Genomic DNA, 25,934 nt, shown 5'->3' with positions numbered 1-25,934 from the left:
ATGGAGAATTTAGTAATAGAATTAGCAAGATACCTAATAATTATCTTATTAGCAATCTATACGCTATATTGTTTTACAGTCTTTCGTAGCAGTGATAAGAGAAGACAAAGCAGTACATTTAATAAGCAGATAGGGTTATTATATACGATACATTTTATCTGCTATCTTGTCTTGTTTTTAGAAACTAAGGATACTCAGATTGTAATCTTATATATGTTTGAGATAGCTTTCTTTGCAATTGTTTTATCGATATATAAGGTGGTATATAGAAACTTATCACGGTTGATATTGAATAATATGTTAATGCTATTAATGTTTAGTTTTGTAATGTTAACAAGATTATCGTTTTCTCTAGCAGTGAAACAGTTTATTATAGCTAGTATATCAATAGCAATTTGCGTAGTTGTTCCTTTCATTATTGATAAAGCAAAAAAACTAGAGAATCTCGGTATTCTATATGCAATTGTAGGTATTGGATTACTATTAGTGGTATTAGTTTTTGGACGAACACAATATGGTGCTACAAACTGGTTGTATATCGGTGGGATTGGTTTCCAACCTTCGGAATTTGTGAAGATATTATATGTATTCTTTATAGCATCCTTATTATCAAAAGCCAATAATTTTAAGCAAATAATAATAGTGTCCGTATTAGCAGGTGCCCATGTTATATTATTAGTACTTGAGAAGGATCTTGGTGGTGCACTTATTTTCTTTATCACGTACCTCATGATGATTTATGTAGCGTCCCATAACCCTGTCTACCTTGTATCAGGACTAATTGGTGGCTCAGCAGCAGCATTCGTAGCATATAAGTTATTCAGTCATGTTAGGGTTAGAGTATTGGCGTGGAAAGATCCTTGGAGTCATATTGATAGAGAAGGATATCAGATAACGCAATCCTTGTTTGCAATAGGAACTGGGGGGTGGTTCGGCCTTGGGTTAGGAAAGGGATTACCAAGTAGTATACCAGTTGTAGAGAGTGATTTTGTTTTCTCAGCAATCTCGGAAGAGTTTGGAGGAATTGTAGCATTTTGTATTGTTTTAATCTGTCTTAGTTGTTTTATTATGTTCATTAATATCGCTATGAAGATGAAACGAACTTTCTATAAATTAACTGCATTAGGGTTAAGTATTGTGTATGGGTTCCAATTGTTCTTAACAATTGGTGGGGTAACAAAATTCATACCATCTACAGGTGTTACTTTACCTCTAATTAGTTATGGTGGCAGTTCTGTATTAAGTACAATTATTATTTTCTGTATTATACAAGGATTGTATGTACGTAACAAATAACCTAGATTGATGGAGTTGATTTAAGATCCTAAGATCTTTGATCTAGCTACTTACCAAGATGAATGAGGATGATTAAATTGATAGGAAAGAAAAATCAGAAAGATAAGCAAAACAAACAAGATAAGAAATATAAGCAAACGAATCAGCAACCAGGGAAGCAGATGGCTAAGAAACCGAGTAACCAATCAAATAAAACATATGAGTATTCACCTGGTGAATACGATGAAGATGATTATAGTACGATAATAAAGCAATCTTTAGAAGAGGAAGGTTTCTTTGGAAACAAAAATTATAATCAAGATAATTTTGATTATAGAGAACAAGAGACTGTAAGACAACAGAAGCCGCAACAAACCTCGAAGAAGGATACGGCGAGTCAAAATGGTACAAGACAGAAAGGTACAACCAAACAAAGTACAACGATGCAAGGTGCCACCAAGCAAAGAAAATCAAGTAATCCATTAGATAATTCACAAAAACCTAAGGAGATAAAAGAGAGTAAGATAAAGAAGAGGAAGAAAAGCAAAAAAAGTAGTTCTCAAGGTAAAGCAGGTGAATCTGATGAGAATGTACAAAAGTCAAAGGAAGGAACAAAACGTCGTGGTACGAATCGTGAAATCTTGGTGGTTACCTATATTTTCATTGGATTGTTTGTTATGCTACTTGCTAATTTCTCATATTTTTTGTTTGCTGATAGTAAGAGCGTAATTAATAATACCTATAACAAACGTCAAGATTTATTGGCTGAGAGAGTTATCAGAGGCCAGATCCTTGGAAACAACGGTGAAGTCTTAGCTCAAACAATTGAAGATGATAAAGGAAATAGTAAACGTGTATATCCTTATAAGGATCTATTTGTACATGTTGTGGGAAGATTTGACAAAGGTAAGACGGGAATTGAGTTATCAGAGAATTTTAATTTGCTAACATCTAATGCAAATCCAATTGAAAAAATCTTCAATGAGCTATCAGAGAAGAAGAACGTTGGTGACAACATTGTAACAACGTTAGACGTAGAGTTGCAAAAGGTAGCATACAATGCTCTTGGTAATCACAAAGGTTCTGTAGTGGTATTAGAGCCAAGTACAGGCAAGGTATTAGCGATGGTATCAAAGCCAGATTATGACCCAAATCAAATTACTTCTCTGTGGAATGATTTAGTGGATGATAGCGATAACAATTCTGCTTTAATTAATCGAGCTACACAGGGATTATATCCACCAGGATCTACCTTCAAGATTGTAACGGCACTACAATATATGAGAGAACACTCGGATTATAAGAAGTTTAAATATACATGTAAGGGTAGCATTACAATCGGTGATATGAAGATTAATTGTTACAATAATAAGGTACATGGTACTGTTAATTTAGAAACAGCATTAGCTAAGTCTTGTAATACAGCCTTTGCTTATATTGGAACAAAACTTAACAAAAATTCTTGGTTAAGTACTAGTGAATCATTATTGTTCAATTCTGAATTACCATTACCATTCCCTTACAAGAAGAGTTCTTTTACGCTTAATTCTTCATCAGAAAAAACGTTAGCTGCTCAAACAGCAATTGGTCAAGGAAATACCTTAATTAGCCCAATGCATAATCTATTACTTGTTAGTGCTATTGCTAATGGTGGAACACTAATGAAACCATATGTGGTTGACCATATTGAGAATTATGTGGGAAATGTTGTTAGTAAGAATATGCCATCCACATTCGGAAACTTAATGACTGCCAAAGAAGCGCAAACACTTACCAATATGATGGAAGAAGTGGTAAATGATGGGACTGCATATAAATTGTCTAGTAATAGATATCAAGCAGCAGGTAAAACTGGATCAGCTGAATTTAATTCAGGTAAATCTTCACATGCTTGGTTTGTTGGATTCGCGCCATCAGACAACCCAAAGATTGCTGTTAGTGTTATTGTAGAAGGTGCTGGAACAGGTAGTGATTATGCTGTTCCAATAGCAAAGAAAATCATGGATACGTACTTTAATCGATAAGAAATTCTCACTTGCGCTATAAATGTTCGTAATATTTAACAAGACTTTCCACATTTTTTGGTTGAAAATCACAAAAAAAAGAGGTATACTATCTTTAGGACAAGACACACCATAGTACAGGAGGAATTGCGATGATAGAGGCAACGAGCTGTGGCGGTGTGGTTATATTCAGAGGAAAGATATTATTACTGTATAAGAACTATAAGAACAAGTATGAAGGTTGGGTTTTACCGAAAGGGACAGTAGAAGAGGGGGAAGAATATAAAGAAACTGCTATCCGTGAAGTAAAGGAAGAAACTGGAGTAGATACTAGTATCATTAAGTATGTTGGAAAGAGTCAATACACCTTTAATACACCTTCAGATTTGGTGTCAAAAGATGTGCATTGGTATCTAATGATGTCTGACAGTTATTATAGTAAACCACAACGTGAAGAGTATTTTATGGACTCAGGGTATTATAAGTTTCATGAGGCATATCATTTATTAAAGTTTTCGAATGAAAAACAGATTCTAGAGAAAGCTTATAATGAGTATGTAGATTTGAAAAAAAGTAATCTATGGGGCAATAAAAAATATTTTTAATTATAAAAAGGATGGAGATAAATGAATCTCTATCCTTTTTTTAAAAGGAAGGGTTATATGGAGAAAAGGCAGGAAAGATATCGTATAGGGCTAATTGTGGGGAATGTAGAAGATGTTTTTTCAAATCAAGTATGCAAAGGAGCAATGGATGCAGTAGAAATTACAGGAGATGATCTGTTTATCTTTCCTGTAAAGTATTTAGACAGATGTGAAATTGATAAAAAAGACCCGAAGCAAAAATACGAATATCAATATAATGTATTATTATCCTATGCAAATTCAAAGGCGTTAGATATGTTATTGATCTGTTTAAGTAGCATTGGCTATATGTCATCAGAAGAAAGATGTATGGAAGTTCTTAATAGTTTTGATGGGATACCGGTATTACTTATAGCTTCAGATGTTGCAGGGTATTCTTGTGTTAAATATGATAATGTATCTGGTTTTAGAGATGGCTTAACATATCTTATTAACGTGAGAGGTTGTAACCAAATTGGAATGCTTGCAGGAACAAGGCAAAATTCTGATGCACGAGAACGGCTAGATGTGTACAAAGAAGTATTAAAGAAAAATGGAATACCAATTGATGAAAAATTGATTGTTAGAGGCGAGTTAAGTGAGAAGTGTAAAGAGTCTGCCGAAATACTTATTGCTAATAATCCTAATTTAGATGCTATTGTATGTGCGAATGATGCAATGGCATTGGCAGTTTATGATGTATTAGCTTTATCAGATCGTAAGATAGGTAAAGATATATGCATATTAGGATTTGATGATATTGAAGAAGCTGCTTACATGAAACCACCTTTGGCAACTGTAAGAGCAGATGCTTCTATACTAGGATATCGTGCGGTGATAGAGGCACACGCTATATTAGAAGATTGCAATTTTTCTGAAACTAGAAAAATAATTGTTGCAACTAAGTTTATATTGAGAGAGTCAACTAGTGGTATTTCAGAACAAAATATAGCCAGTGGACAAGAAAATGCTGAAGATTATAAGAAAAAACTGCAAGATATGATACACATGAATCACAGAATGAATATTGTTAATCGTGATATGTTGATGTTTGGGAATAGTAATGTCTACAATTATGCTAATTTTTTAGAGGCATTTACGATAGCGAATATTAATAGTTGTTATATGTATCTATTAAGTAAACCTAGCGAGCATCATGAGAATCATACGTGGACTTTACCAGAAGCTATTTATTTAAGATCATATCGTATTGGTGAGGAAGTTGTAGAAATACCAAGATCAAAACAGAGATTGTCAATTGATGAGATATTTAATAATTCGTATTTAGATAAAGAAAGACGAACCTATATTATTATTGATATTTACTCAAGAGAACTACAATATGGAATATTAATGTGTGAATTACCATATCAATACTTTCATTACCTGGAGATGGTTTGCTACCAAATTAGTATAGCTATAAAGATAATGGGTTTATTCGCTGTTCAAGAAAAATTATTGGTAGATAAAGAGGAAATGGTACATAAGTTAAAAGCAGAGAATCTATTATTGGATGATATCTCTAATAAGGATGAGCTGACAGGATTACTTAATCGGAGAGGTTTTATTAATAGTGTTGAAAAACTTCTTGCAAAAGAGAATAACTTAGGAGCGAAAGCCGTTATTATTTATGTAGATTTAAACTACTTAAAGCAGATAAATGATCGATATAACCATGAAGAAGGCGATTTTGCAATAAAAATATGTGCCTTGGCTCTAGAAGAAACACTTGGTGAGAGCGGTATGATAGGTCGAATCGGTGGAGACGAGTTCGTAGGGGCAAAACTTGTCTCGGATTATGGAGAGGGAGAGAATATAAAAAGGCAGGTTAAAATTAATCTTCAAAAGTTTAGTGATAGAATGAACAAACCATATGAGGTAACGGCATCAGTTGGTGTTTATGCATTTGAAGTGAAAGAGGGGTTATTATTAAACTCACTTATGGAACAAGCGGATGATTTATTGTATGAGGATAAGAAAAGAAAAGGCCCATTTGTGGAAACAGGAAGGAATGGTGAATAGTTTAAGTCATTCTGTTAATCCTTTAAGTAGGGATAAAAGAGTGGTTAGGTTGAAAAAATACTCGACCTACTTTGGAAAGGAGCATATTAGTTAAAATGCTTGAAAAGATTGATTTAGATAAAAAATTAAGTAAAAAAGAATCAAAAGCAGTTATTGAGGAACTATCAAAAAGACTGTCATATTTACAGAGAGCTTGCAAGACTGAACAGATTCCAATTACTATCGTATTCGAAGGTTTTGGCGCATCTGGAAAAGGAACGATGATTAACCAATTGATTCAGCCACTCGATCCAAGAGGATTCATGGTGTATTCCATTCAAAGACATACGGCAGAAGAAGTAAGGAGACCATATCTATGTCGTTTCTTTTCCAAACTTCCTGCGAAAGGACGAATTACCTTATTTGATCGAAGTTGGTATAGAAGAGTATTGAATGATCGAATTGATAAGATTACCACCAAAGAGGAATTAGAGTGCGCATTTGACGATATAAACAACTTTGAAAAACTATTAACAGACGATGGAATGGTTATTATCAAGTTTTTCTTATATATCACAAAGAAAGAGCAAAAGAAACGTTTCGAGAAGTTAATGAAATCCAAGGAAACGGCTTGGCGAGTGAAAGCACGTGATCTTAGGCAGAATAAGCATTATAAAGAGTACCTAGAGATGAACAACGAGATGCTTGAGAATACAGACACTATGTATGCTCCTTGGAGTATAATTGAAGCAATGGATTTTCAATATGCACAAGTGAAGATCATGAAGAACGTTGTAGCAAGATTAGAAGAAGAGTTGTTAAAGCGTAAAGAGATTGCCAAAGCACAGAATCAAGTTACCCGTATAGGGAATACCGAAGTAGTGAAGGCTACTTATCCTAATGAAGTAGAGTCGATTGAAGAGGTAAGAACCCATGTTTTAGAAGGAATTGATCTAAGTAAGGACATTAGGAAAAAAGATTATAAGAAAAAACTACAAAAACTTGAAGAAAAATTAGCTTTGTTGCATAGTGATATGCGTCGAAAGAAAGTTCCTGTTATCTTAGTTTTTGAAGGTTGGGATGCAGCAGGTAAGGGCGGTGCAATAAAAAGACTTACCAGAAATCTTGACCCAAGGGGGTATGAGGTTAATCCAATAAGCGCGCCAGGTGATATAGAGCGTGCACATCATTATCTTTGGCGTTTCTACAATACATTCCCAAGGGCCGGGCACTTAGCAATCTATGACCGTTCTTGGTATGGAAGAGTATTAGTAGAGAGAGTAGAAGGATTTTGTAGTGAAGAAGAGTGGAAGAGGGCGTATCATGAGATTAATGAGATGGAAGAACACTTAAGTAACTTCGGAGCCGTTATAATTAAATTCTGGTTGCATATAGATAAAGAGGAACAAGAGAGACGATTTAAAGCAAGACAGACAAATCCGGAAAAGTCATGGAAGATTACAAAGGAGGACTGGAGAAACCGTGAGAAATGGGATGAATATGTGAGGGCAGCTGATGAGATGTTCGTCAAGACTTCAACAACGTACGCTCCTTGGGTTGTGGTGGAAGGAAACTCAAAGGAGTATGCAAGAATTAAAGTTTTAGAGACTGTGGCTGAAGCTCTTGAGAAATATCTATCATAATACGATGTGTTGTGTATCATATATGGTAGCTAAGATGTCGCCAAAATAAAAGTTTGGCTTAGAGGGGGATATGGGGAATGGAAGTTATCTTGAAGTTAGAAGATTTGGCTATGAGATTCGGTGAACAATTGTTATTCTCTAATGCAAATCTAAAGTTTGAAAAGGGAAAAACAACTGCAGTAATCGGGCCTAATGGTACAGGTAAAAGTACGTTATTAAAGATTATAGCGGGAATAGTAAAACCAACGAAAGGGAAGGTAATATATAATCCTAATTTACGAATTAATTATGTGCCGGACCGTTTTCCAAGATTAAATCTAAACATGGAAGAACTGCTAACAAACATGGCAGTTCTTGATGGTTTAGATCAGAAGGAAAGTAAAGAAAGATTAGAGTATTATTATAACTTGTTTCAAGTGAATGACATGATACATACACCATTAAAATACCTTTCGAAAGGCTCATTGCAAAAAGTAGCTGTGATTCAAGCCTTTATGGGAAAATCAGATATTCTTTTATTAGATGAGCCTCTATCAGGGCAAGATATTGTTTCACAGATGCATTTTATTCAAGAGGTGAAGCACTTACAAAAACAAGAAGTAACTATTTTATTATCTTGTCATGAACCGTATCTGGTGGATCAATTAACAGATAAAGTTTATGAAATAGGAGGACAAGTTTGGCGTGAAAAGAAAAAAGGCCCACTTGAATTAATTGATAATGCCGTAATTACCGTTGAAGGATATTCAAACGAACGATTAAGAGAATGGGAGAATACAAAAGGTTTGATTTTGGGTACTAGATGGGAAGATAATACAATCTTATTCTGTAACTATGAAGATGCGCAGAACCTTCTGTTACAATTATTAAAAGAAGGCTTTAGGGTAAGTGACTATCATATGTTTGGAAGAGAGGAGGATTATCGATATGTTAAAAGCATTAATGAATCTAGGAAGTAAAAACTATCTGAAATCAAACAAGATTATTCTACCGTTAATCGGGTACTTCGCGTACTTTGGAATAGCCTATAGTGTAGGGCCACAAAAAGTCATCCCATCTTTGGTGGTACAAGCTATATTTATGTTTTTCCTTATGATAATTATAGCAGTTACGTATTGTGATGCAGAACATGAAGTGCTACAACAGATTTTGATTTTGAAAGCAGGACCTAATAATAAACCGTTTGTGTACATAAGTAAAATTCTTGTGTTAAGCAAAATATTAGCAATCTTATCAGTGATTAGCACCATATATCCTTTCGTGCGTTATTACTTTGGGTTTTCTGGTTTGTTTGATCGCAGTCCTAATGTTTCTGATGCATTCCTCGGTATTATTATTATCTTTGAATTCGGATTTCTTGGATTGTTAATTGGAGTATTGATTAACCAGTCATGGATTCCTTCGCGTAAAATACAACTGTGTATCATTGTGCTAGTAGCAATAGTCGCAGTTGTTCAGAATAGAATTGTAGAAGATATAAAGGTATTACGATACGTAACGTGGATATTACCTCCATTAAGTGTAATATCGAAGCAGGTTAATCTGAAAGAATATGCATCGATCAATGCTTTCTGGGCATTGGGGCAAGGTTTGATATATTGTGTAATCTATATTGTTCTTTATCTTTTAATCATGTTAAATACAGGGAAAGGCAGTAGTAGTATTAGAGCTAATAAAAAGGGTAAGAAACTTTAATAAGAGGATTTGAAATAGTACTTGAAAAAGCCAAAAGAATCTAGTACAATATATCGTTGAATAAAGAAATGTTCAATTATATTCTTTTGGAGGTGCACATGAAACATTTAATTAGTCCCCTTGACTTATCTGTGACAGAGCTTGATGAGATTTTAACTTTGGCTGAAGAAATTATTGAAGAGCCGAAGAAATATTCCAATGTTTGTAATGGTAAAAAAATTGCGACGTTATTTTATGAACCAAGTACACGAACACGACTTAGTTTCGAAGCTGCTATGCTGAATCTAGGTGGTAGTGTACTTGGTTTTTCTTCTGCCGATTCGAGCTCTGCTTCAAAAGGTGAAAGTGTAGCGGATACCATTCGAGTAATCTCAAGTTATGCCGATATCTGTGCAATGCGTCATCCGAAGGAAGGTGCTCCGCAAGTAGCGGCTAATTATTCGAGTATCCCTGTTATTAATGCAGGAGACGGCGGTCATAATCATCCTACGCAGACGTTAACAGATCTACTAACAATTAAGAACCTAAAAGGTCGTCTTGATACCTTAACAGTTGGATTTTGTGGAGATTTAAAATTCGGTAGAACAGTTCATTCCCTAATCAATGCATTAGTTCGTTATGAAAACATAAACTTTGTATTAATCTCGCCAGAAGAACTTAAGATTCCAGATTATCTTCGTAAAGAAGTAATTGAAGAGAATCATATTCCATACAAAGAAGTGAAGGTACTTGATCAAGTTATGCCAGAATTAGATATTCTCTATATGACTAGAGTACAAAAGGAACGTTTCTTCAACGAAGAAGATTACATTCGATTAAAAGATAGTTTTATCTTAGATGGTAAAAAGATGGAATTAGCAAAAGAGGACATGTTGGTAATGCATCCATTACCACGTGTAAATGAAATTGCAACTGAAGTTGATAAAGATAAAAGAGCTGTATATTTCAAGCAAGCAGAATATGGTGTATATGTTCGAATGGCATTGATTATGAAGTTATTGGAGGTAGCAGGATGCTGAATATAGGTGGATTAACAACTGGTATCGTAATTGATCATATCAAAGCAGGTGGGGCAATGGATATCTATTCCTACTTGAATCTAGAAAAACTAGATTGTAGTGTTGCTATAATTAAGAATGCTAAGAGCAATAAGATGGGAAAGAAAGATATAATTAAAATTGAGGGTAATCTTGATATAGATCTTGATATGCTTGGCGTACTTGACCATAACATTACGGTAAATGTTATCGATAATGGTTCTATTAAGGAAAAAAAGAATTTGCAATTACCTGAAAAAGTGGTTAATATAATTAAATGTAAGAACCCAAGATGTATTACATCAATTGAACAGGAAATACCACATACATTCAAACTAACCAACAAAGAAAAGGGTATTTATCGTTGTATCTACTGTGAACAATCCTTTAAAGAATAACAAACATAAAAATCTTATACATGAGTGACAAAGGAGTCCTCATTGTGATGGTTGAAGCATAGAATATACCATTTACAGGAGGACTTTTTGTTTTGATGTATCGGTACCGTTTTCTACCACACCATAGACGTGTTCTTACGAAGACAATACATAGTCTATACAAGTGAAAAGAGCAATAGGAGGCATAATTATGAAGAAATTAATACTAGTAACATCCCCACCAGCTTGTGGGAAAACATTTATCTCAAAGGAGTTAGCAAAGGCATTAAACCATATTGTGTATCTAGATAAGGATACGATAATACCTTTATCAAACAAGATTTTTGAAGTAGCAAATCAGGAAAATAATCGTAGTTCTGAGTTTTTTGAAACGTATGTAAGAGATGCTGAATATGTAGCGATTATTAACTTAGCGTTAGAAGCTTTGGATTACGAGGATAAAGTGCTAATTAATGCTCCATTTACTCGTGAAATTCATGATATTGAATACATGAAGAAATTAAAGGAGCAAGTAAATGAAAAAGGTGCAGACTTAATTGTAGTGTGGGTGGATACAGATGTAGAAGTTTGCCGTCAAAGAATGATTACTCGTGGATCGGAAAGAGATACATGGAAGTTAGAACATTGGGATGAATACGCTGCGACCAGAGAGTTCAATCTACCAGAGGAACTTACTGAAGATGGAGTAGTAGATTCACTAATTATATTCCATAACTCTAGCGAGGAAGAGTTTGATCAATCAATGAAAGAAATAATCCTTGATTTAGAGTAGTATATTTGGGTATTAAAAAGAGGCTGCTGCAAAATTATTTTATTTATCTTCACATTGAAAAATATGTGGGAGATATTCTAAGTATATTTTGCAAGAGCCTCATTCTTTATAAAAAGGGATTAATCATTTCTTGATGCCTCATTATTATTAGCATTGGCACCTTTCTTAGTATCTGTATCAGGTTTCTTATCTTTTACTTCATAGTTCTCTGTACCTGGTAATTCATAACAGATGACAGCAGTACCTTTACTGATGTTTTCGTAAATCTTCTTAGCTATCTTAGGTGGAAGATTGATACAGCCATGAGAACCACTCTTTAAGAAGATGTCTTTACCAAAATCCTTTCGCCAGTCCGCGTCATGCATACCTATATTGCCGTTAAAAGGCATCCAGTAGTCAACGGGTGTCTCATAATCTTCCCCAACGAGGGTGGCTTCGCGCTCTTTGTAGGTAAGACCATAGGTACCAACTGGAGTGGCATGGCCCCTGGCAACATTACCAGATACAAAGTCAGATTCAGCAATTAGAACCCCTTCTTTGTAATAGAATAAGTGTTGTGCTGTCAGATTAATCTCTACATAAGTATTACCAATATCATCACTACCATATTGTTGTGCTGTTTGATAATAATTAGGTTGTTTAACAGCTTGTGTACCTGACTTAATTGCCTCAATAATTTCTTGACGTTCAGCAACACGATTTAGCCACCAACCATAATCGCCGCCAGTGACAGTTATTGTTTTACCATAACTTGTTTTCAATGTTCGTTTTCTACCGAAAGAGTTATAGTTTCTACCAATGTAGTCTACATAAGCTTTTACTTTTTCTTCATCTAAAACAACTTGATCATCTTCGTTAATCGATAACCAAGTATGTATGATTGAACCATCTAATACTTCGGTTACATCACCAAAGTGATATGTTAGGACGGTACTTGTATATAGATTTAGAGTATCACGTAGCGTTTTTAAAGTTAAATCTTCACTAGTAACAGTTGGTTTTACATAGCAGTCAAGCTTCTCTAGAGAGATGTTATCTTCAAAACTAGATACGGCTTCGGTAATAGCATTGATAACCTTTTTCTCTTTAAGTTTTGTTCCTTGTGTTGCTTCTACAATTGTGTAGCCTTCTTCTGTATAGTCTGAGATATGAGCATTATCTGGTTCTATATATACGGCTGGGTCGAAGGCATCAAGTTCCTTAATCTTTTGTGCAAGTTTTTTTTCATCAAAGGAAATCATTGATGGGAATTCATATTCTGTTTTCTTACCAAAGGCTGTAAACCACGCATAGGGTGATTGCTCTTCCATTAAATTGTCTAAGCTATTACCAAATGATATGGTAAATTCAATATCAGAACCAAGAATCTGTTCTTCTATATCATTACGTTCTTTAATCGTAAGTACATATTGATCAGCTTCGTATTTTAATAACTTCATTGCTTCTTCGATTGTCATGTTTGAACAATCAATACCATTAATAACAGTATTCTTATGAAAATGATTGCTATAGTATTTTACAGCAAATAAGTATCCTGCTAATAGTATGACAATTAAGGTAAGAAAACTTCCGATGAGTAGTTTAGTTGATAAGGAACTACGTTTTTTCGTTGTTCTACTATTCATAAGTTTCCTCCATTATAAGATTTCATGTAGCACTATGATTTAACCTTAGAATAATTCAGTCTAATCTATAGTAACCTTCATACCAATATGATAACACACAAGCTTAAAAGTGCAAGTAAAGATAAAAAATTCTTGGTGGAAAATAGAGGAACAGTTATATTAAACTCGAATTATGTCACCTAACTTTTTGGTTTTATTATATCTTACGCGCTTGATTTATCTGATAGAATAGTGATTTGCTATAGATTATATTTTTTTTGTGTAAAATATCACCTTAAGAAAAACGTAAGATTTATAGTAGGGTGTTGTTAGTAATTTTCAACATGTTATGAAAAATTAATTGACAAATTATAAGTCCTAATGTATTATGAAAATAGAAATTGTGCACGAGCACATTTTTGAAAAATATAATTAAAGAAGTGTATGGTTGGAAGTATATTAAATAAAAAGAAAGGAGCCATGCGTGCCCTCTTTCAACCGATAAATATGGGCGGTATTGCGAACATGTTTGTAATATGCATGGGTGTATAAGATGAAGAATATTCCAGAAATTAAATTAGGTATTGTAGCAGTTAGTAGAGATTGTTTTCCGATGTCATTATCAGAAAGTAGAAGAGTAGAGGTAGTAAAAGCATATACAAAAAACTATGGCGATATCTATGAATGTCCAACTGTTATTGAGAATGAAGTTGACATGCTAAAAGCATTAAAAGAAGTAAATGATGCGGGATGTAATGCATTAGTAGTATATCTTGGAAACTTCGGACCAGAATCATCAGAAACTTTATTAGCTAAGAAGTTCGACGGCCCAGTTATGTTCGTAGCTGCTGCAGAAGAAAGAGCGGATAGTTTATTAGATGATCGTGGTGATGCATATTGCGGTATGTTAAATGCAAGCTATAACTTAAAACTTCGTAACATTAAAGTATACATACCAGAATACCCAGTTGGAACTCCTAGTGAAGTAGCTGAGATGATAGCTGAGTTCCTTCCAATTGCAAGAACAATCAATGGTCTTAACAACTTAAAAATAATTTCTTTCGGACCACGTCCACAAGATTTCCTAGCTTGTAATGCACCAATCAAACAATTATATAATGTTGGTGTTGAGATACAAGAGAATTCAGAATTAGATTTATTTGCAGCGTTTAATGAACATGCTAATGATCCAAGAATTCCTGATGTTATCAAAGATATGGAAGAAGAACTTGGAGAAGGAAACAAAATGCCAGGAATCCTTCCTAAACTTGCTCAATATGAAATTACCTTACTTGACTGGATGGAAGCAAATAAAGGTTCTAGAGAATTCGTTGTATTCGCAAACAAATGTTGGCCTTCATTCCAAACACAATTTGGATTTGTACCATGTTATGTTAATAGCCGTTTAACTTCTAGAGGTATTCCAGTAGCATGTGAAGTAGATATCTACGGAGCTTTAAGTGAATACATCGGTACTTGTATTAGTGAAGATGCGGTTACATTACTTGATATTAACAATTCCGTTCCAGCAGATATGTATGAACAAGAAATCAAAGGAAATCATAATTATACACACAAAGATACGTTTATGGGATTCCACTGTGGTAATACACCATCTTGTAAATTATCTTCTAGTTCTATGAAAAATCAAAAAATTATGGCTAGAAGTTTAGAACCAAATCAAGAACCAAACATTACTCGTGGTACATTAGAAGGAGATATCGCTCCAGGCAAGATTACATTCTTCCGTCTTCAAAGTACTTCAGATGCCCAACTTAAAGCATATGTAGCAGAAGGTGAAGTTCTTCCAGTAGCAACTCGTTCATTTGGTTCAATTGGTGTATTCGCAATTCCAGAGATGGGAAGATTCTATCGTCATGTATTAGTTGAAAAGAACTACCCACATCACGGTGCGGTAGCATTCGGCCACTTTGGAAAGACAATCTTCGAAGTATTCAAATACTTAGATGTAGAAGATATTGGTTTTAATCAACCAAAAGGAATGCTTTACAAAACTGAAAATCCATTTGCATAATACTATATGAGTTTAGCATTGTAAACCAATGTAATTTAGAGTTGAGAATTCCGTAGGGTTGCAATATAATAAGCTAATATGATATAGAAGAATGATTTTTAGAAATTAGGTGAAAAACAATTGTTTTTCACCTAATATTGGGAAGGAGCAGGTTTTAATATGGCAGTAACGATAAAGCAGATTGCGCAAGCATGTAATATATCAAGAGGTACCGTGGATCGAGTACTGAATAACCGTGGAAAAGTAAAACCTGAAACCGAACAACTTATTCGCGAAACTGCCAATCGATTAGGTTATGTACCCAACCCAGCTGGTAAAGCACTTGCTGCACAAAAGAAAAAGTATGTTATTGGTATACTTCTCATCTCAGAAGGAATCCGTTTCTATGATGAAGTAATTGCAGGAATTGAACGTGCTGAGCAGGAAATTCACTCCTATGGAGTGGGGATTTTACTTAAAACAATGAGAGGGTATCAGATCGAGAGACAACTTGAATTAATTGATGAAATGAAAGACCAGATACAGTTTCTCATTCTTAACCCGATGAATGATGAAAGAATTGCTAATAAGATAGAAGAGCTTACAGAAGAAGGAATTGAAGTACTAACGATTAATACGGATATAGAAGATTCAAAAAGAATTAGCCATATTGGCTGTAACTATTGTAAGAGTGGAGAGACCGCCGCAGGACTACTTGGACTAGTAACTAATGGTGTAGCTAAGATTGGTATCGCAACAGGTACACCGATGTTATCTGGACATAATCAAAGAATTAGTGGTTTCAATACAATCTGTAAGGATAAATATCCAGGTATGGAGATTGTAGATATTATAGAGACGAATGATGATGATATATGCGCGTATGAGAATACGAAGGAAATGTTGTGTAAACATACGGATATAACAGCACTCTATATCGTAGCAGCTGGTACAGTTGGTGTATGTAAGGCTGTAAAAGAAGCAGGCTTAGTAGATAAGATTACGATAATCGCATCGGACTTAATACCAGAAACCCGTGAGTTGATAGAAGAGGGAATTATTAAAGCAACGATATGTCAACAACCATTCACCCAGGGGTATAAGGCGGTCCATATGGCTTTTCAATACTTGATTAGTAATATTACGCCAACGAAAGAATTGAATATTATTAAGAACGAAATAAAGATTCTTGAAAATATGAATTAATGGAGGAAGATCAATGTTAAAGATCCAAAATGTAACGGACGCTGGTTTTAAAAAATATGGTCGCGTTCTAAAAGATTATGATACAACAAACATTGTTAAGATTCTTGAATCTACACCATTACCAGAAGATGTTGTATATGTACCATCGGTAAAAGAGTTAGAAACAGACGAGATTATGGATTATTTCACAAACAATGTATATGGAGGACTTCCAGTACAAGTGGGATACTGTAATGGTCATAATCGTACATTGAATGCCTTAGAGTATCACAGAAGTTCTGAAATTAATATTGCTGCCAAAGATTTAATTCTTCTTATTGGTATGCAACAAGATATGGAAGAGGATTATACATATGATACTTCTAAAGTAGAAGCCTTCCTTTTACCAGCAGGTACAGCAATTGAAGTATATGCAACAACACTTCATTATGCTCCTTGTGATGCGACAGAAGCAGGGTTTCAATGCGTAGTAGTTCTTCCAAAAGATACAAATCTTGACTTAGTGAAGAAGCCAAATGCAAAAGGCGAAGACGCTTTATTATTTGCTAGAAACAAATGGCTAGTTGCACATGAAGAATCCGGTCTAGATAAAGATGGTGCATTTATTGGACTAAAAGGGGATAATTTAACAGTTTAGATTGAATACTAAAATAGGATTCGAGAGTTACAAAAAATCGTTTATAAAAGGAGATAGTAAAATGAAATTTTTTATAGATACAGCAAATGTTGAAGATATTAAGAAAGCAAATGATATGGGTGTTATCTGTGGTGTTACTACAAATCCATCTTTAATCGCTAAAGAAGGAAGAGATTTCAATCAAGTTATCGCTGAAATTGCATCAATCGTTGATGGTCCAATCAGTGGGGAAGTAAAAGCTACAACGGTAGATGCTGAAGGAATGATTGCGGAAGGTAGAGAAATCGCAAAAATTCATCCTAATATGGTTGTAAAAATCCCTATGACAGTGGAAGGCTTAAAAGCTACAAAAGTACTTGCTAGTGAAGGAATCAAAGTAAATGTTACTTTAATCTTCTCAGCTAATCAAGCATTGTTAGCTGCAAGAGCGGGTGCTGCTTATGTATCTCCTTTCCTTGGACGTCTTGATGATATCTCATCACCTGGTATTGATTTAATTCGTACAATTGCTGATATCTTCGAAATACATGGTATTGAATCGGAGATTATCTCTGCAAGTGTACGTAACCCTATTCATGTTACGGATTGTGCTTTAGCAGGTGCTGATATTGCTACCGTTCCTTATTCAGTTATAGAACAAATGACAAAACACCCATTAACAGATCAAGGAATTGAAAAATTCCAAGCGGACTATAGAGCTGTATTTGGAGAATAGAAGAGAACAAAAAGCGAAACTCAAAGGAGTTTCGCTTTTTGTTCTTATTCACTAATACCCTGGTGATATAATTGGTTTACCATCACGATCCAAGAGAGGGGTTAACCCGCCTGAATAGCCATCGATATGGTAGAGATAATTTACACCAGTAACCTTATCTACCCAGATTTCTGTTATGGTCATTTTCCCTTGTTTATAGATCTTTTCAAATCTTTCGTCTGATTTTGCCATAATTTACACTCCCTTCAATAACGTAGTAACGTTAGTTAATTGCGAAATTCTTCGTCATGTAGAAAACATTTTATGTCTTAAGGCTTCCTACTATAATTACATAAATATATTTACAATAACATATAAAACTTATATTACATAATTATACCACATTTATAAACATTTTAGATGCTATTTGTCATATTATAATGGAAAAGGGTTAGAAAGTACGGTATAATATAACTTGTCGGAAGAAAAACAAGCACGAATATAGGAAGTATTCGTTTTAACCCGATACAATAATACGTATTTTGAGTAGAATGAATGGAAATAGATAGGAGTAAGAATGAAGATTTATTTAGTACGACATGGACTGACCGATTGGAATATAGAGAGACGTTTTCAAGGAATTGAAGATATTCCATTGAATGATACAGGAAGAAAACAAGCAAGAGACTGTGGGCAGGCGTTGACATCACTTTCATTTGCTGCAATATATGCAAGTCCATTACAGCGTGCATATGAAACAGCAACTATTATAACGGATAAACTGAACGGATATCATAAGGAACATGGTCGCAATGATTCTGTTCTTACCGTGAAAGCGGATTCACGTTTGATTGAACGAGACTTTGGTAAAGTATCGGGTTTATTACCAAAAGATCGAAAAGTTTTTCTTGAATCAGGAGAAGATGCAAATATGGAAGAGTTTGAACACCTCACGGAACGTCTTATGGCAGCTATGAAAGAATATCAAGAAGAAAATCAAGGGAAAAATGTACTAGTTATAACTCACGGGGGAGTAATTAATGCTATATTACATGTGCTTTCAAAGGGCGAGATCGGTACAGGTAAAACATTAGTAGCTAATACAAGTATTGCTATCCTTGACGATGATGGTGGAAACTTGAAAATAGAAACATATAATATGAAAATATCGGATTTATAAATATACAATCCATATAAATTTATATGCATAAAAATAAAAAGAATTGCTTTTCCTAAGTATTCCGATTATAATAAATTGAAGTATATTTTACTACGTTAATGTGAAAATATGCAAATATGCAATAGTAACTAATTAAACATTATGATTGTAATATTGCGCTATATTAGATTCAAAGAGATATATGGATCAATATAGCCCAATAATTCAACATACATAATTAATGGAAAAGGAGATGGACAGATGATTAAACTTTATGATAACGGTGTTTACCTGTTAAATGGTACGGAAATCATTGAAGATAATAACGAAGCGAAAGCAGTACTTGCTTCTAAACTAGGTGATGGAGCGATTACAAGAGAAGTAGCTGCAAAGAATACAATAGCGTATGGAATTCTTGAAGCACATAATACTTCAGGAAATATGGAAAAGTTAAAAATCAAATTTGACAAATTAGCTTCTCATGATATTACTTTCGTAGGTATTATTCAAACAGCGAGAGCTTCAGGGTTAGAAGAGTTCCCTATTCCTTATATATTAACTAACTGCCATAATAGTTTGTGTGCTGTTGGTGGAACGATCAATGAAGATGACCACATGTTTGGTTTATCTTGTGCAAAAAAATACGGCGGTATGTATGTACCACCTCATCAAGCAGTAATTCACCAATTTGCACGTGAAGTATTAGCAGAAGGCGGAAACATGATTCTTGGTTCTGATAGCCATACTCGTTATGGTGCGCTTGGTACTATGGCAATCGGTGAAGGTGGTCCAGAGCTTGTAAAGCAATTATTAAGTAAAACATATGATATTAATATGCCAGGAGTTGTTGGTGTTTATCTTACTGGAAAACCTAGAAAAGGTGTAGGCCCTCAAGATATCGCACTTGCAATAATTGGAGCAGTATTTGCCAATGGTTATGTTAATAATAAAGTAATGGAATTCGTTGGTGATGGTATAGATAACCTAAGTGTAGATTATCGTATTGGAATCGATGTAATGACTACGGAAACTACTTGTTTATCCTCAATTTGGAGAACAGATGATCAAGTAAAAGACTTCTACGCAATTCATGGTAGAGTTGGTGATCACAAAGAATTAGCGCCAAAATCAGTTGCTTATTATGACGGCATGATTTATGTTGATATGTCAGAAATTAAACCGATGATTGCTATGCCATTCCATCCAAGCAACGTATATACAATTGATGAATTAAACGCTAATCTCTATGATATCTTAGATGAAGTAGAGAAGAAAGCATTAGTAAGTCTTGATAATCCAAACATTAAGTTCACGCTAAAGGATAAAGTTAAGAATGGTAAATTATATGTTGAACAAGGTGTTATTGCAGGATGTGCAGGTGGCGGATATGAAAATATCTGTGATGCTACGGATATCTTAGCTGGTAAATACATTGGTTCCGATGAATTTAGTTTAAGTGTATATCCAGCCAGCCAACCAGTATACTTAGAACTTGTTAAGAACGGAAATATTGCTAAATTAATGGAAACAGGTGCTACTGTAAGATCGGCATTTTGTGGACCTTGTTTTGGTGCTGGTGATGTTCCTGCAAACAATGCTTTCAGTATCCGTCATACAACTCGTAACTTCCCTAACCGTGAAGGTGCTAAGATTACAAACGGTCAAGTTGCTTCTGTAGCACTTATGGATGCTCGTTCCATTGCAGCAACAGCAGCGAACAAAGGTTACTTAACTTCAGCTGAGGATATCGATGTAAACTTCACGAAACCAAAATATTTCTACGATAGTAAGATTTATGATAACCGTGTATATAATGGTATTGGAAAACCGGAGAAAGACGCAGAGATTAAGTTCGGTCCTGGAATTGTTGACTGGCCTTCCATGGTAGAGTTAACAGATGACATCTTATTAAAAGTTGTATCTGAAATCCATGATCCAGTTACAACAACAGATGAATTAATTCCATCAGGTGAAACTTCATCTTACCGTTCGAATCCTCTTGGATTAGCTGAGTTTACATTATCACGTAAAGATCCAGCCTATGTAGGGCGTGCGAAAGAAGTTCGTGCTGTTGAAGAAGTTAGACGTAGCAATTCATGTCCAATGAAGGAAAATGAAGAATTCAATAAGGCATTTAGCGTAATTAAAGCTGCTTATCCAGATTTAAAAGCTAGAGAAACGGAAATCGGAAGTGTTATCTATGCGGTTAAACCAGGTGATGGCTCTGCAAGAGAGCAAGCTGCAAGCTGTCAAAGAGTATTAGGTGGGTTGGCTAACATCGCAAGAGAATATGCAACGAAGAGATATCGTTCTAACTTAATTAACTGGGGTATGATTCCATTCATCTTCGAGGAAGAAATCCCATTCCACAAGGGTGATTTTATCTTTGTGAAAGATATTAAGAAAGCAATTGCTGAAAAGGCAACTGAAGTAAAAGCATACATCGTACGTGATGAATTAGTAGAATTCACATTGAAGATTGGTGAGATGACAGATGATGAAAGAGATATCATCATGAAAGGATGCTTGATTAATTATTATAGAGGTTAATTGAGAGAGTAATCCGAATATAGTATGGATGTAAATCCCCTAGACAATATAGGTCTTGATGTGACCCCAATAAAGTTTAACTTATTGGAGCCACGTCAATTGTCTAGGGGCTTTTTGCATCTATAGATATTTCCTCATACAAACAGATTCTTTCATATCTGCATATTGTCCATAATTCGGTATAACATGAAATCCAAGAGATTGATAGAGTCCCATTGCAGCAACTAAAGCGGCACCAGTTTCTAATATAAGTTCCTTATAACCTTGTTGTATTGCTTTTTGTTCAATTGCGAGCATTAATTGCTTGGATAATCCAAGACCTCGATAAGCATCATGAACAAAGACACGTTTTAATTCAGCGATTCCTGATTCATATTCTTTAAAACTTGCACACCCCACAGGTTTATCATCTGCATATAAAACAATTACATCATGAATATCAGCTAAACCATTATATTGTATATATTGTAAACGTTGCTTTTCACCACCTACGATTTCATTAAGATTGTCATCTAATTGGTTACATAAGTTTATGAAATCAATGTTGCAACCATCAGTATATACCAAGTGGTAATCATCAGATGATAAATCCTTAATTAAACTATTCTGTATATTCATTAAGAAATTCCCCCTTTTTACTAAGTTGGTTAAAGAAGAACATAGCGAAAGTTTTCATTATTACGTTGCATTACTTGTTGTTCATATGAATATTTTACTTATTACCCTTCAAATTGAGCCATATACATCTTCTCATAGACGCCATGTTGTTCTAATAATTCATCATGCGTTCCAGATTCCACAATCTTTCCCTCGTGAATAACCAGAATGCAATCTGCATTTTGAATGGTTGATAGACGATGTGCGATTACAAAACAAGTTTTGTTTGCCATGATTTTACGCATTGCAGATTGGATTTGTTGTTCGGTTCGTGTATCAACATTGGAAGTAGCTTCATCAAGAATCAACATGTTGGTATCAAGTAACATGGCACGAGCAATCGTAATAAGTTGCTTCTGACCCTTTGATATGTTCGTTCCATCATCACTTAATATGGTATCGTAACCTTTTGGTAAGCGCATAATGAAAGAATGTATTTTAGCTGCTTTAGAAGCTTCAATGACTTCATCAAGTGTAACATTTTCTTTGCCATATGCAATATTTTCGAATATGCTTCCATGGAATAACCAGGTATCTTGTAACACCATTGCGTAAGAACTCCTTAGACTTCTTCGCGTAACATGTTTGATATTGTAATTATCAACGGTAATACTACCTTTATCAACATCATAGAAGCGCATTAGAAGATTAATGAGTGTTGTTTTTCCTGATCCTGTACTGCCAACCACAGCTATCATTGTTCCCGGTTTGGCATGGAAGTTTATATCCTTAAGAATAGGTTTATCTGGTTGATAAGAAAAATAGGCATGTTGGGCTGTAACATCCCCTTCTATTATAACTGTTTGCTCTGAGAGAGTGGAAGGGGTAGAAGCCTGATTGGAATGGTTTGGTTCTGTATCATTGGATTTCTCATTTTTAAACCGTATTGCATCTGGTTCATCAATCAATTCTTCCTCTTCCTCTAATAATCTGAATATTCGATCTGCAGCAGCGAAAGTAGATTGAAAATCACTTATGATATTAGCGGCTTCATTTATTGGTCCTGAGAACTTCCGACTATAGAGAATGAAGGAAGATATATTACCAATAGTCATGGAGCCTGCTAGGTATAGTAAGGCACCAAAGATAGAGATAAAGGACAATGAGAGATTGTTTACCAGATTGACGCAAGGTCCTGTTATGTTTCCGTAGTATTCGGCAGTGTAATAGGAATCAACAGCTGCTTTATTCTTTTCCTTGAATTTGCAAATGGTATTTTCTTCCTGGTGATATGCGCGCAGTGTTTTTTGTCCACTTATCATCTCTTCAACAAAACCATTTAGTTCTCCTAATTTAGCTGAACGTATACGAAAGAGAGGACGTGTCTTGCCAGTAATATACTTGGTTAATAGAATTGATATCGGTATTGTAACTGCAAAAACCAGAACAAGTTTGGGTGAAAGATAGAGCATCATGGAAAATGCACCTATTACCGTTATTATGCTTGTACTAATTTGTACAAGATCAGTTGATAGAGAAGTATTAACAGTATCTATATCATAAGATATTCTACTGAGGATATCTCCAGTTTGATGCGTATTAAAATACCCGATGGGAAGTTCTGTTAGCTTGTTAAAAACGTCCTTACGCATGGAATATGCAATTTGCCTACTTATGTGTATCATCAATATAGAAAGTAGATAGGAAAATATAGAGGATGCAAAAAAGAAGAGTAACATATAGGCAGCATAGTAAAATACTTCTTGAAACCTAACATTACCCATACCTGGTTGGATTGCGTCAATAGCATAACCAGATAACATCGGTCCGAGTAAGGCGAAAGTGTTGCTTGCAAAGGTTAAAACTACAGCTAGTAGAAGAAGCCATTTATAACGAAATAAGTATGCACCGAGTCGAAGAAGAGTATGTTGTTTCTGTATACGTTCGTGTTTGGGTTTATTCATTAGGACTCCCTCCCTTCTAGGTTATTCGCTTTCTTTTTCTCACCCATTTGGGATTTACTTATATCTTGATAGATGGTACAACGTGAAAGAAGTTGATCATGTGTTCCAGAGTCAATTATCTTGCCATCATCCAGAACCAATATCTTTTCAGCATGCATGATTGAACTAATACGCTGTGCAACAATTATTTTGGTAGTATCACTAAAATGTTCCCGCAATTGCCCGCGTAATAGGGCATCTGTTTTATAATCTAGTGCACTTGAAGAATCATCAAGTAGTAAGATTTCAGGCTTGGCAGCTAAAGCTCTAGCAATTAGAAGACGTTGTTTTTGACCACCACTTAGATTTGCACCTTTGATGGTTAAGGAAGAATGAAGATCTGCTGCGAATTCATCTGCCATAGAATATGCCATTGCTTCCTCGATATCTTCTTGAGAAAGATCTCTACCAAGACGAATATTTTCTAGAATGGTGTCTTGAAAAAGAATGTCATTTTGGAACACAATGCCGTACATTTGTCGAAGGCTTTTTAAAGTCATATCCTTAATGTTATTACCGTTAATATAGATGGTTCCTTTTGTTGGAGAATAGAAGCGCAGTAATAATTGAAGAATTGTGGATTTTCCTGAACCCGTTGCACCGATAATACCTAAAGTATCTCCTTTTTTCATAGTGAAGTTGATATCTTGTAGGGAATATGAGTCGTCTACTGTTGTAGAAAAAGCGTATTCCTTGGCTTTTGATGTAGTAAGATTAGCAAATTGCTTTGCAAAATTCTGTCCACGACCTATATTAATTGGTTGTCCGTTGGAAGACGGATTGTGATCACTTGATGAGCCTGATTCTGCCTGTTCTGGTGTTTGATAGGAGAACCATACATGATCGAATACAATGAATTTATCGTTTTCTACATCAGTAGAATTGGAATGAGTATGCCAGTTTGTTATATCAATCGTACGTATATCAACTTGTGTAATAGAGGAAGTTTCAGTTTTTTCATCCATATCCATATCAAGATCTTCACAATCGATTACTTCCATAATTCGATCAGCAGAAGCGGCAGCTTTAGAAAACAATATGAACATACGTGATATATTAAGCATTGTATTCAAGATTATAGTGAAGTAAGTAAGGAAGGCAAGAATCTTGCCAACTTGTGTTAAGCCTTCATTCACTCGCCAAGCGCCAATGACAATAACTAAGATTAAGCCGATATTTAATAGAAGATTCATATAAGGGTTAACTAATGCCATAGTAGTACTTGCTTTTTTCTCATCATCAGTTACTTGTGAGTTGTAGATATTGAATTTATCTTTCTCGTAATTACCTTTTGATAAAGCTTTGATCACACGCATTCCATTAATAGCTTCTCTAACATCACGAATAAAAGAATCAGTAGACATCTGTAGTTTCGTATACAAGGGAATACTTTTCTTAGTAACCTGTATCATCAGTATTGTAATAAAAGGTAATATACAGATGAGAATAAAGGAAAGAACGGGATCTAGTGTTAAAGTTATACCGATACCACCTATAATGATGATGGGGCCTCTAATTCCTAACCTTTGCATACGACCTATCATATTGTGTACGTTATAAGTATCACTGGTGAGACGAGATATTAGTGATGGTTTCGTGAATCGATCCGTCTGTGTAGATGAAAGATAGCTTATTGCATGGAAAAGATCATAACGGATTACCTCAGTCGCTTCACTAGACACTTTAGAAGCCATTCGATTGGCTATAATATTAAACACGACAGCTAGGATAGAGCATGTAATCATACCGACCCCCCAGAGGTAGATGTTTGTGCGATTTCTGGACGGTATCACGGAGTCTATCATATAAGCGAGTATCCAAGGGAGGAATAAGTCCATTAGGGCACCTGTGAATTTGATTAGGAATCCATATACCATTCGAGTATAAAAAGGTTTTAGGTAATGTGTAAATATGGTTTTCATGTTTGAATAATCCTTTTCTAAGTTTAAAACAGTGTACTATAAGATACATCTTATAGTATAACGAATTGAGAAAAATATACCAGTATATTTTTTAGTGCATT

General features: G+C 34.8%; 21 protein-coding genes. 16 read left to right on the top strand and 5 right to left on the bottom strand.

Annotated elements, in window-relative coordinates:
• The 10 genes from BUB90_RS00810 to BUB90_RS00765 all read left to right on the top strand — a co-directional run bounded on the left by BUB90_RS00810 (position 1) and on the right by BUB90_RS00765 (position 11,447).
• Positions 1–1,296: an FtsW/RodA/SpoVE family cell cycle protein gene (locus BUB90_RS00810; RefSeq protein WP_073281756.1), complete on the top strand. Its 1,296-nt coding sequence runs from the start codon at positions 1–3 to the stop codon at positions 1,294–1,296.
• Positions 1,297–1,364: 68 nt separating this feature from the next.
• The gene (locus tag BUB90_RS00805; RefSeq protein ID WP_330393710.1) at positions 1,365–3,299 is read left to right on the top strand and encodes a peptidoglycan D,D-transpeptidase FtsI family protein; all 1,935 of its coding nucleotides are present in this window, start codon (positions 1,365–1,367) and stop codon (positions 3,297–3,299) included.
• Between the two features lie 131 nt (positions 3,300–3,430).
• On the top strand, positions 3,431–3,883 hold the full coding sequence (locus BUB90_RS00800) for an NUDIX hydrolase (protein WP_073281755.1): 453 nt from the start codon (positions 3,431–3,433) through the stop codon (positions 3,881–3,883).
• Between the two features lie 57 nt (positions 3,884–3,940).
• Positions 3,941–5,923, top strand: a complete 1,983-nt coding sequence (locus BUB90_RS00795) for a diguanylate cyclase (RefSeq protein ID WP_073281753.1) — start codon at positions 3,941–3,943, stop codon at positions 5,921–5,923.
• Positions 5,924–6,018: 95 nt separating this feature from the next.
• The gene (pap, locus tag BUB90_RS00790) at positions 6,019–7,545 is read left to right on the top strand and encodes a polyphosphate:AMP phosphotransferase (protein ID WP_073281751.1); all 1,527 of its coding nucleotides are present in this window, start codon (positions 6,019–6,021) and stop codon (positions 7,543–7,545) included.
• Between the two features lie 77 nt (positions 7,546–7,622).
• The gene (locus BUB90_RS00785; protein ID WP_073281749.1) at positions 7,623–8,504 is read left to right on the top strand and encodes an ATP-binding cassette domain-containing protein; all 882 of its coding nucleotides are present in this window, start codon (positions 7,623–7,625) and stop codon (positions 8,502–8,504) included.
• The gene (locus BUB90_RS00780; protein ID WP_073281747.1) at positions 8,473–9,240 is read left to right on the top strand and encodes a hypothetical protein; all 768 of its coding nucleotides are present in this window, start codon (positions 8,473–8,475) and stop codon (positions 9,238–9,240) included. The genes BUB90_RS00785 and BUB90_RS00780 overlap by 32 nt, the downstream gene beginning before the upstream one ends.
• A gap of 98 nt (positions 9,241–9,338) precedes the next feature.
• Complete coding sequence (pyrB, locus tag BUB90_RS00775) at positions 9,339–10,259, top strand: aspartate carbamoyltransferase (RefSeq protein ID WP_073281745.1); 921 nt, start codon at positions 9,339–9,341, stop codon at positions 10,257–10,259.
• Complete coding sequence (locus tag BUB90_RS00770) at positions 10,253–10,675, top strand: aspartate carbamoyltransferase regulatory subunit (RefSeq protein WP_073281743.1); 423 nt, start codon at positions 10,253–10,255, stop codon at positions 10,673–10,675. Before pyrB ends, BUB90_RS00770 begins: the two co-directional genes overlap by 7 nt.
• 190 nt (positions 10,676–10,865) lie before the next feature.
• Positions 10,866–11,447 carry an AAA family ATPase gene (locus tag BUB90_RS00765; protein WP_073281741.1) on the top strand — a complete coding sequence of 194 codons (582 nt, stop codon included), beginning with the start codon at positions 10,866–10,868 and terminating at the stop codon, positions 11,445–11,447.
• A gap of 119 nt (positions 11,448–11,566) precedes the next feature.
• Here the strand turns inward: BUB90_RS00765 and BUB90_RS00760 are convergent, their stop codons facing one another.
• Complete coding sequence (locus BUB90_RS00760; protein ID WP_073281739.1) at positions 11,567–13,072, bottom strand: L,D-transpeptidase family protein; 1,506 nt, start codon at positions 13,070–13,072, stop codon at positions 11,567–11,569.
• A gap of 532 nt (positions 13,073–13,604) precedes the next feature.
• Here BUB90_RS00760 and BUB90_RS00755 point away from each other — a divergent pair.
• The 4 genes from BUB90_RS00755 to fsa all read left to right on the top strand — a co-directional run bounded on the left by BUB90_RS00755 (position 13,605) and on the right by fsa (position 17,623).
• Positions 13,605–15,086 (top strand): L-fucose/L-arabinose isomerase family protein, encoded by a 1,482-nt coding sequence (locus BUB90_RS00755; protein ID WP_073281737.1) that lies wholly within the window; start codon positions 13,605–13,607, stop codon positions 15,084–15,086.
• A 159-nt stretch (positions 15,087–15,245) separates the two neighbouring features.
• Positions 15,246–16,271: a LacI family DNA-binding transcriptional regulator gene (locus BUB90_RS00750; protein WP_073281735.1), complete on the top strand. Its 1,026-nt coding sequence runs from the start codon at positions 15,246–15,248 to the stop codon at positions 16,269–16,271.
• 13 nt (positions 16,272–16,284) lie between these two features.
• Complete coding sequence (locus BUB90_RS00745) at positions 16,285–16,908, top strand: DUF4867 family protein (RefSeq protein WP_073281733.1); 624 nt, start codon at positions 16,285–16,287, stop codon at positions 16,906–16,908.
• Positions 16,909–16,969: 61 nt separating this feature from the next.
• Positions 16,970–17,623, top strand: a complete 654-nt coding sequence (fsa, locus tag BUB90_RS00740; protein ID WP_073281731.1) for a fructose-6-phosphate aldolase — start codon at positions 16,970–16,972, stop codon at positions 17,621–17,623.
• Between the two features lie 51 nt (positions 17,624–17,674).
• On the opposite strand, the gene BUB90_RS00735 is transcribed toward fsa, so the two are convergent.
• Positions 17,675–17,854 (bottom strand): DUF6440 family protein, encoded by a 180-nt coding sequence (locus BUB90_RS00735; RefSeq protein ID WP_073281729.1) that lies wholly within the window; start codon positions 17,852–17,854, stop codon positions 17,675–17,677.
• A 325-nt stretch (positions 17,855–18,179) separates the two neighbouring features.
• On the opposite strand from BUB90_RS00735, the gene BUB90_RS00730 reads away from it, so the two are divergent.
• Both BUB90_RS00730 and BUB90_RS00725 read left to right on the top strand, forming a co-directional pair.
• Entirely contained in the window at positions 18,180–18,782 is a 603-nt protein-coding gene (locus BUB90_RS00730; RefSeq protein ID WP_073281727.1) for a histidine phosphatase family protein, read from the top strand.
• A gap of 240 nt (positions 18,783–19,022) precedes the next feature.
• On the top strand, positions 19,023–21,311 hold the full coding sequence (locus BUB90_RS00725; protein WP_073281725.1) for a hydratase: 2,289 nt from the start codon (positions 19,023–19,025) through the stop codon (positions 21,309–21,311).
• Between the two features lie 120 nt (positions 21,312–21,431).
• Here the strand turns inward: BUB90_RS00725 and BUB90_RS00720 are convergent, their stop codons facing one another.
• The 3 genes from BUB90_RS00720 to BUB90_RS23875 form a co-directional block, all read right to left on the bottom strand.
• The gene (locus tag BUB90_RS00720) at positions 21,432–21,929 is read right to left on the bottom strand and encodes a GNAT family N-acetyltransferase (RefSeq protein ID WP_084139016.1); all 498 of its coding nucleotides are present in this window, start codon (positions 21,927–21,929) and stop codon (positions 21,432–21,434) included.
• A gap of 101 nt (positions 21,930–22,030) precedes the next feature.
• Positions 22,031–23,872: an ABC transporter ATP-binding protein gene (locus tag BUB90_RS00715; RefSeq protein ID WP_073281723.1), complete on the bottom strand. Its 1,842-nt coding sequence runs from the start codon at positions 23,870–23,872 to the stop codon at positions 22,031–22,033.
• Positions 23,872–25,788 (bottom strand): ABC transporter ATP-binding protein, encoded by a 1,917-nt coding sequence (locus BUB90_RS23875; protein WP_242952466.1) that lies wholly within the window; start codon positions 25,786–25,788, stop codon positions 23,872–23,874. Before BUB90_RS23875 ends, BUB90_RS00715 begins: the two co-directional genes overlap by 1 nt.
• Between the last annotated feature and the right edge of the window lie 146 nt (positions 25,789–25,934).

This window comes from Anaerosporobacter mobilis DSM 15930 (genome assembly GCF_900142955.1).
GTDB classification, from domain to species: Bacteria; Bacillota; Clostridia; order Lachnospirales; family Lachnospiraceae; genus Anaerosporobacter; species Anaerosporobacter mobilis.
This window is presented reverse-complemented; position numbering and strand designations above follow the sequence as displayed.

Coding starts and splice junctions, on each gene's coding strand:
- BUB90_RS00755 (WP_073281737.1), top strand. CDS start 13,605: ATGAAGAATATTCCAGAAATTAAATTAGGTATTGTAGCAGTTAGTAGA.
- BUB90_RS00720 (WP_084139016.1), bottom strand. CDS start 21,929: ATGAATATACAGAATAGTTTAATTAAGGATTTATCATCTGATGATTAC.
- BUB90_RS00800 (WP_073281755.1), top strand. CDS start 3,431: ATGATAGAGGCAACGAGCTGTGGCGGTGTGGTTATATTCAGAGGAAAG.
- BUB90_RS23875 (WP_242952466.1), bottom strand. CDS start 25,788: ATGGTATATGGATTCCTAATCAAATTCACAGGTGCCCTAATGGACTTA.
- BUB90_RS00760 (WP_073281739.1), bottom strand. CDS start 13,072: ATGAATAGTAGAACAACGAAAAAACGTAGTTCCTTATCAACTAAACTA.
- BUB90_RS00765 (WP_073281741.1), top strand. CDS start 10,866: ATGAAGAAATTAATACTAGTAACATCCCCACCAGCTTGTGGGAAAACA.
- BUB90_RS00785 (WP_073281749.1), top strand. CDS start 7,623: ATGGAAGTTATCTTGAAGTTAGAAGATTTGGCTATGAGATTCGGTGAA.
- BUB90_RS00780 (WP_073281747.1), top strand. CDS start 8,473: ATGTTAAAAGCATTAATGAATCTAGGAAGTAAAAACTATCTGAAATCA.
- BUB90_RS00715 (WP_073281723.1), bottom strand. CDS start 23,872: ATGAATAAACCCAAACACGAACGTATACAGAAACAACATACTCTTCTT.
- BUB90_RS00735 (WP_073281729.1), bottom strand. CDS start 17,854: ATGGCAAAATCAGACGAAAGATTTGAAAAGATCTATAAACAAGGGAAA.
- BUB90_RS00810 (WP_073281756.1), top strand. CDS start 1: ATGGAGAATTTAGTAATAGAATTAGCAAGATACCTAATAATTATCTTA.
- fsa (WP_073281731.1), top strand. CDS start 16,970: ATGAAATTTTTTATAGATACAGCAAATGTTGAAGATATTAAGAAAGCA.
- pap (WP_073281751.1), top strand. CDS start 6,019: ATGCTTGAAAAGATTGATTTAGATAAAAAATTAAGTAAAAAAGAATCA.
- BUB90_RS00725 (WP_073281725.1), top strand. CDS start 19,023: ATGATTAAACTTTATGATAACGGTGTTTACCTGTTAAATGGTACGGAA.
- BUB90_RS00750 (WP_073281735.1), top strand. CDS start 15,246: ATGGCAGTAACGATAAAGCAGATTGCGCAAGCATGTAATATATCAAGA.
- BUB90_RS00730 (WP_073281727.1), top strand. CDS start 18,180: ATGAAGATTTATTTAGTACGACATGGACTGACCGATTGGAATATAGAG.
- BUB90_RS00795 (WP_073281753.1), top strand. CDS start 3,941: ATGGAGAAAAGGCAGGAAAGATATCGTATAGGGCTAATTGTGGGGAAT.
- BUB90_RS00770 (WP_073281743.1), top strand. CDS start 10,253: ATGCTGAATATAGGTGGATTAACAACTGGTATCGTAATTGATCATATC.
- pyrB (WP_073281745.1), top strand. CDS start 9,339: ATGAAACATTTAATTAGTCCCCTTGACTTATCTGTGACAGAGCTTGAT.
- BUB90_RS00805 (WP_330393710.1), top strand. CDS start 1,365: ATGATTAAATTGATAGGAAAGAAAAATCAGAAAGATAAGCAAAACAAA.
- BUB90_RS00745 (WP_073281733.1), top strand. CDS start 16,285: ATGTTAAAGATCCAAAATGTAACGGACGCTGGTTTTAAAAAATATGGT.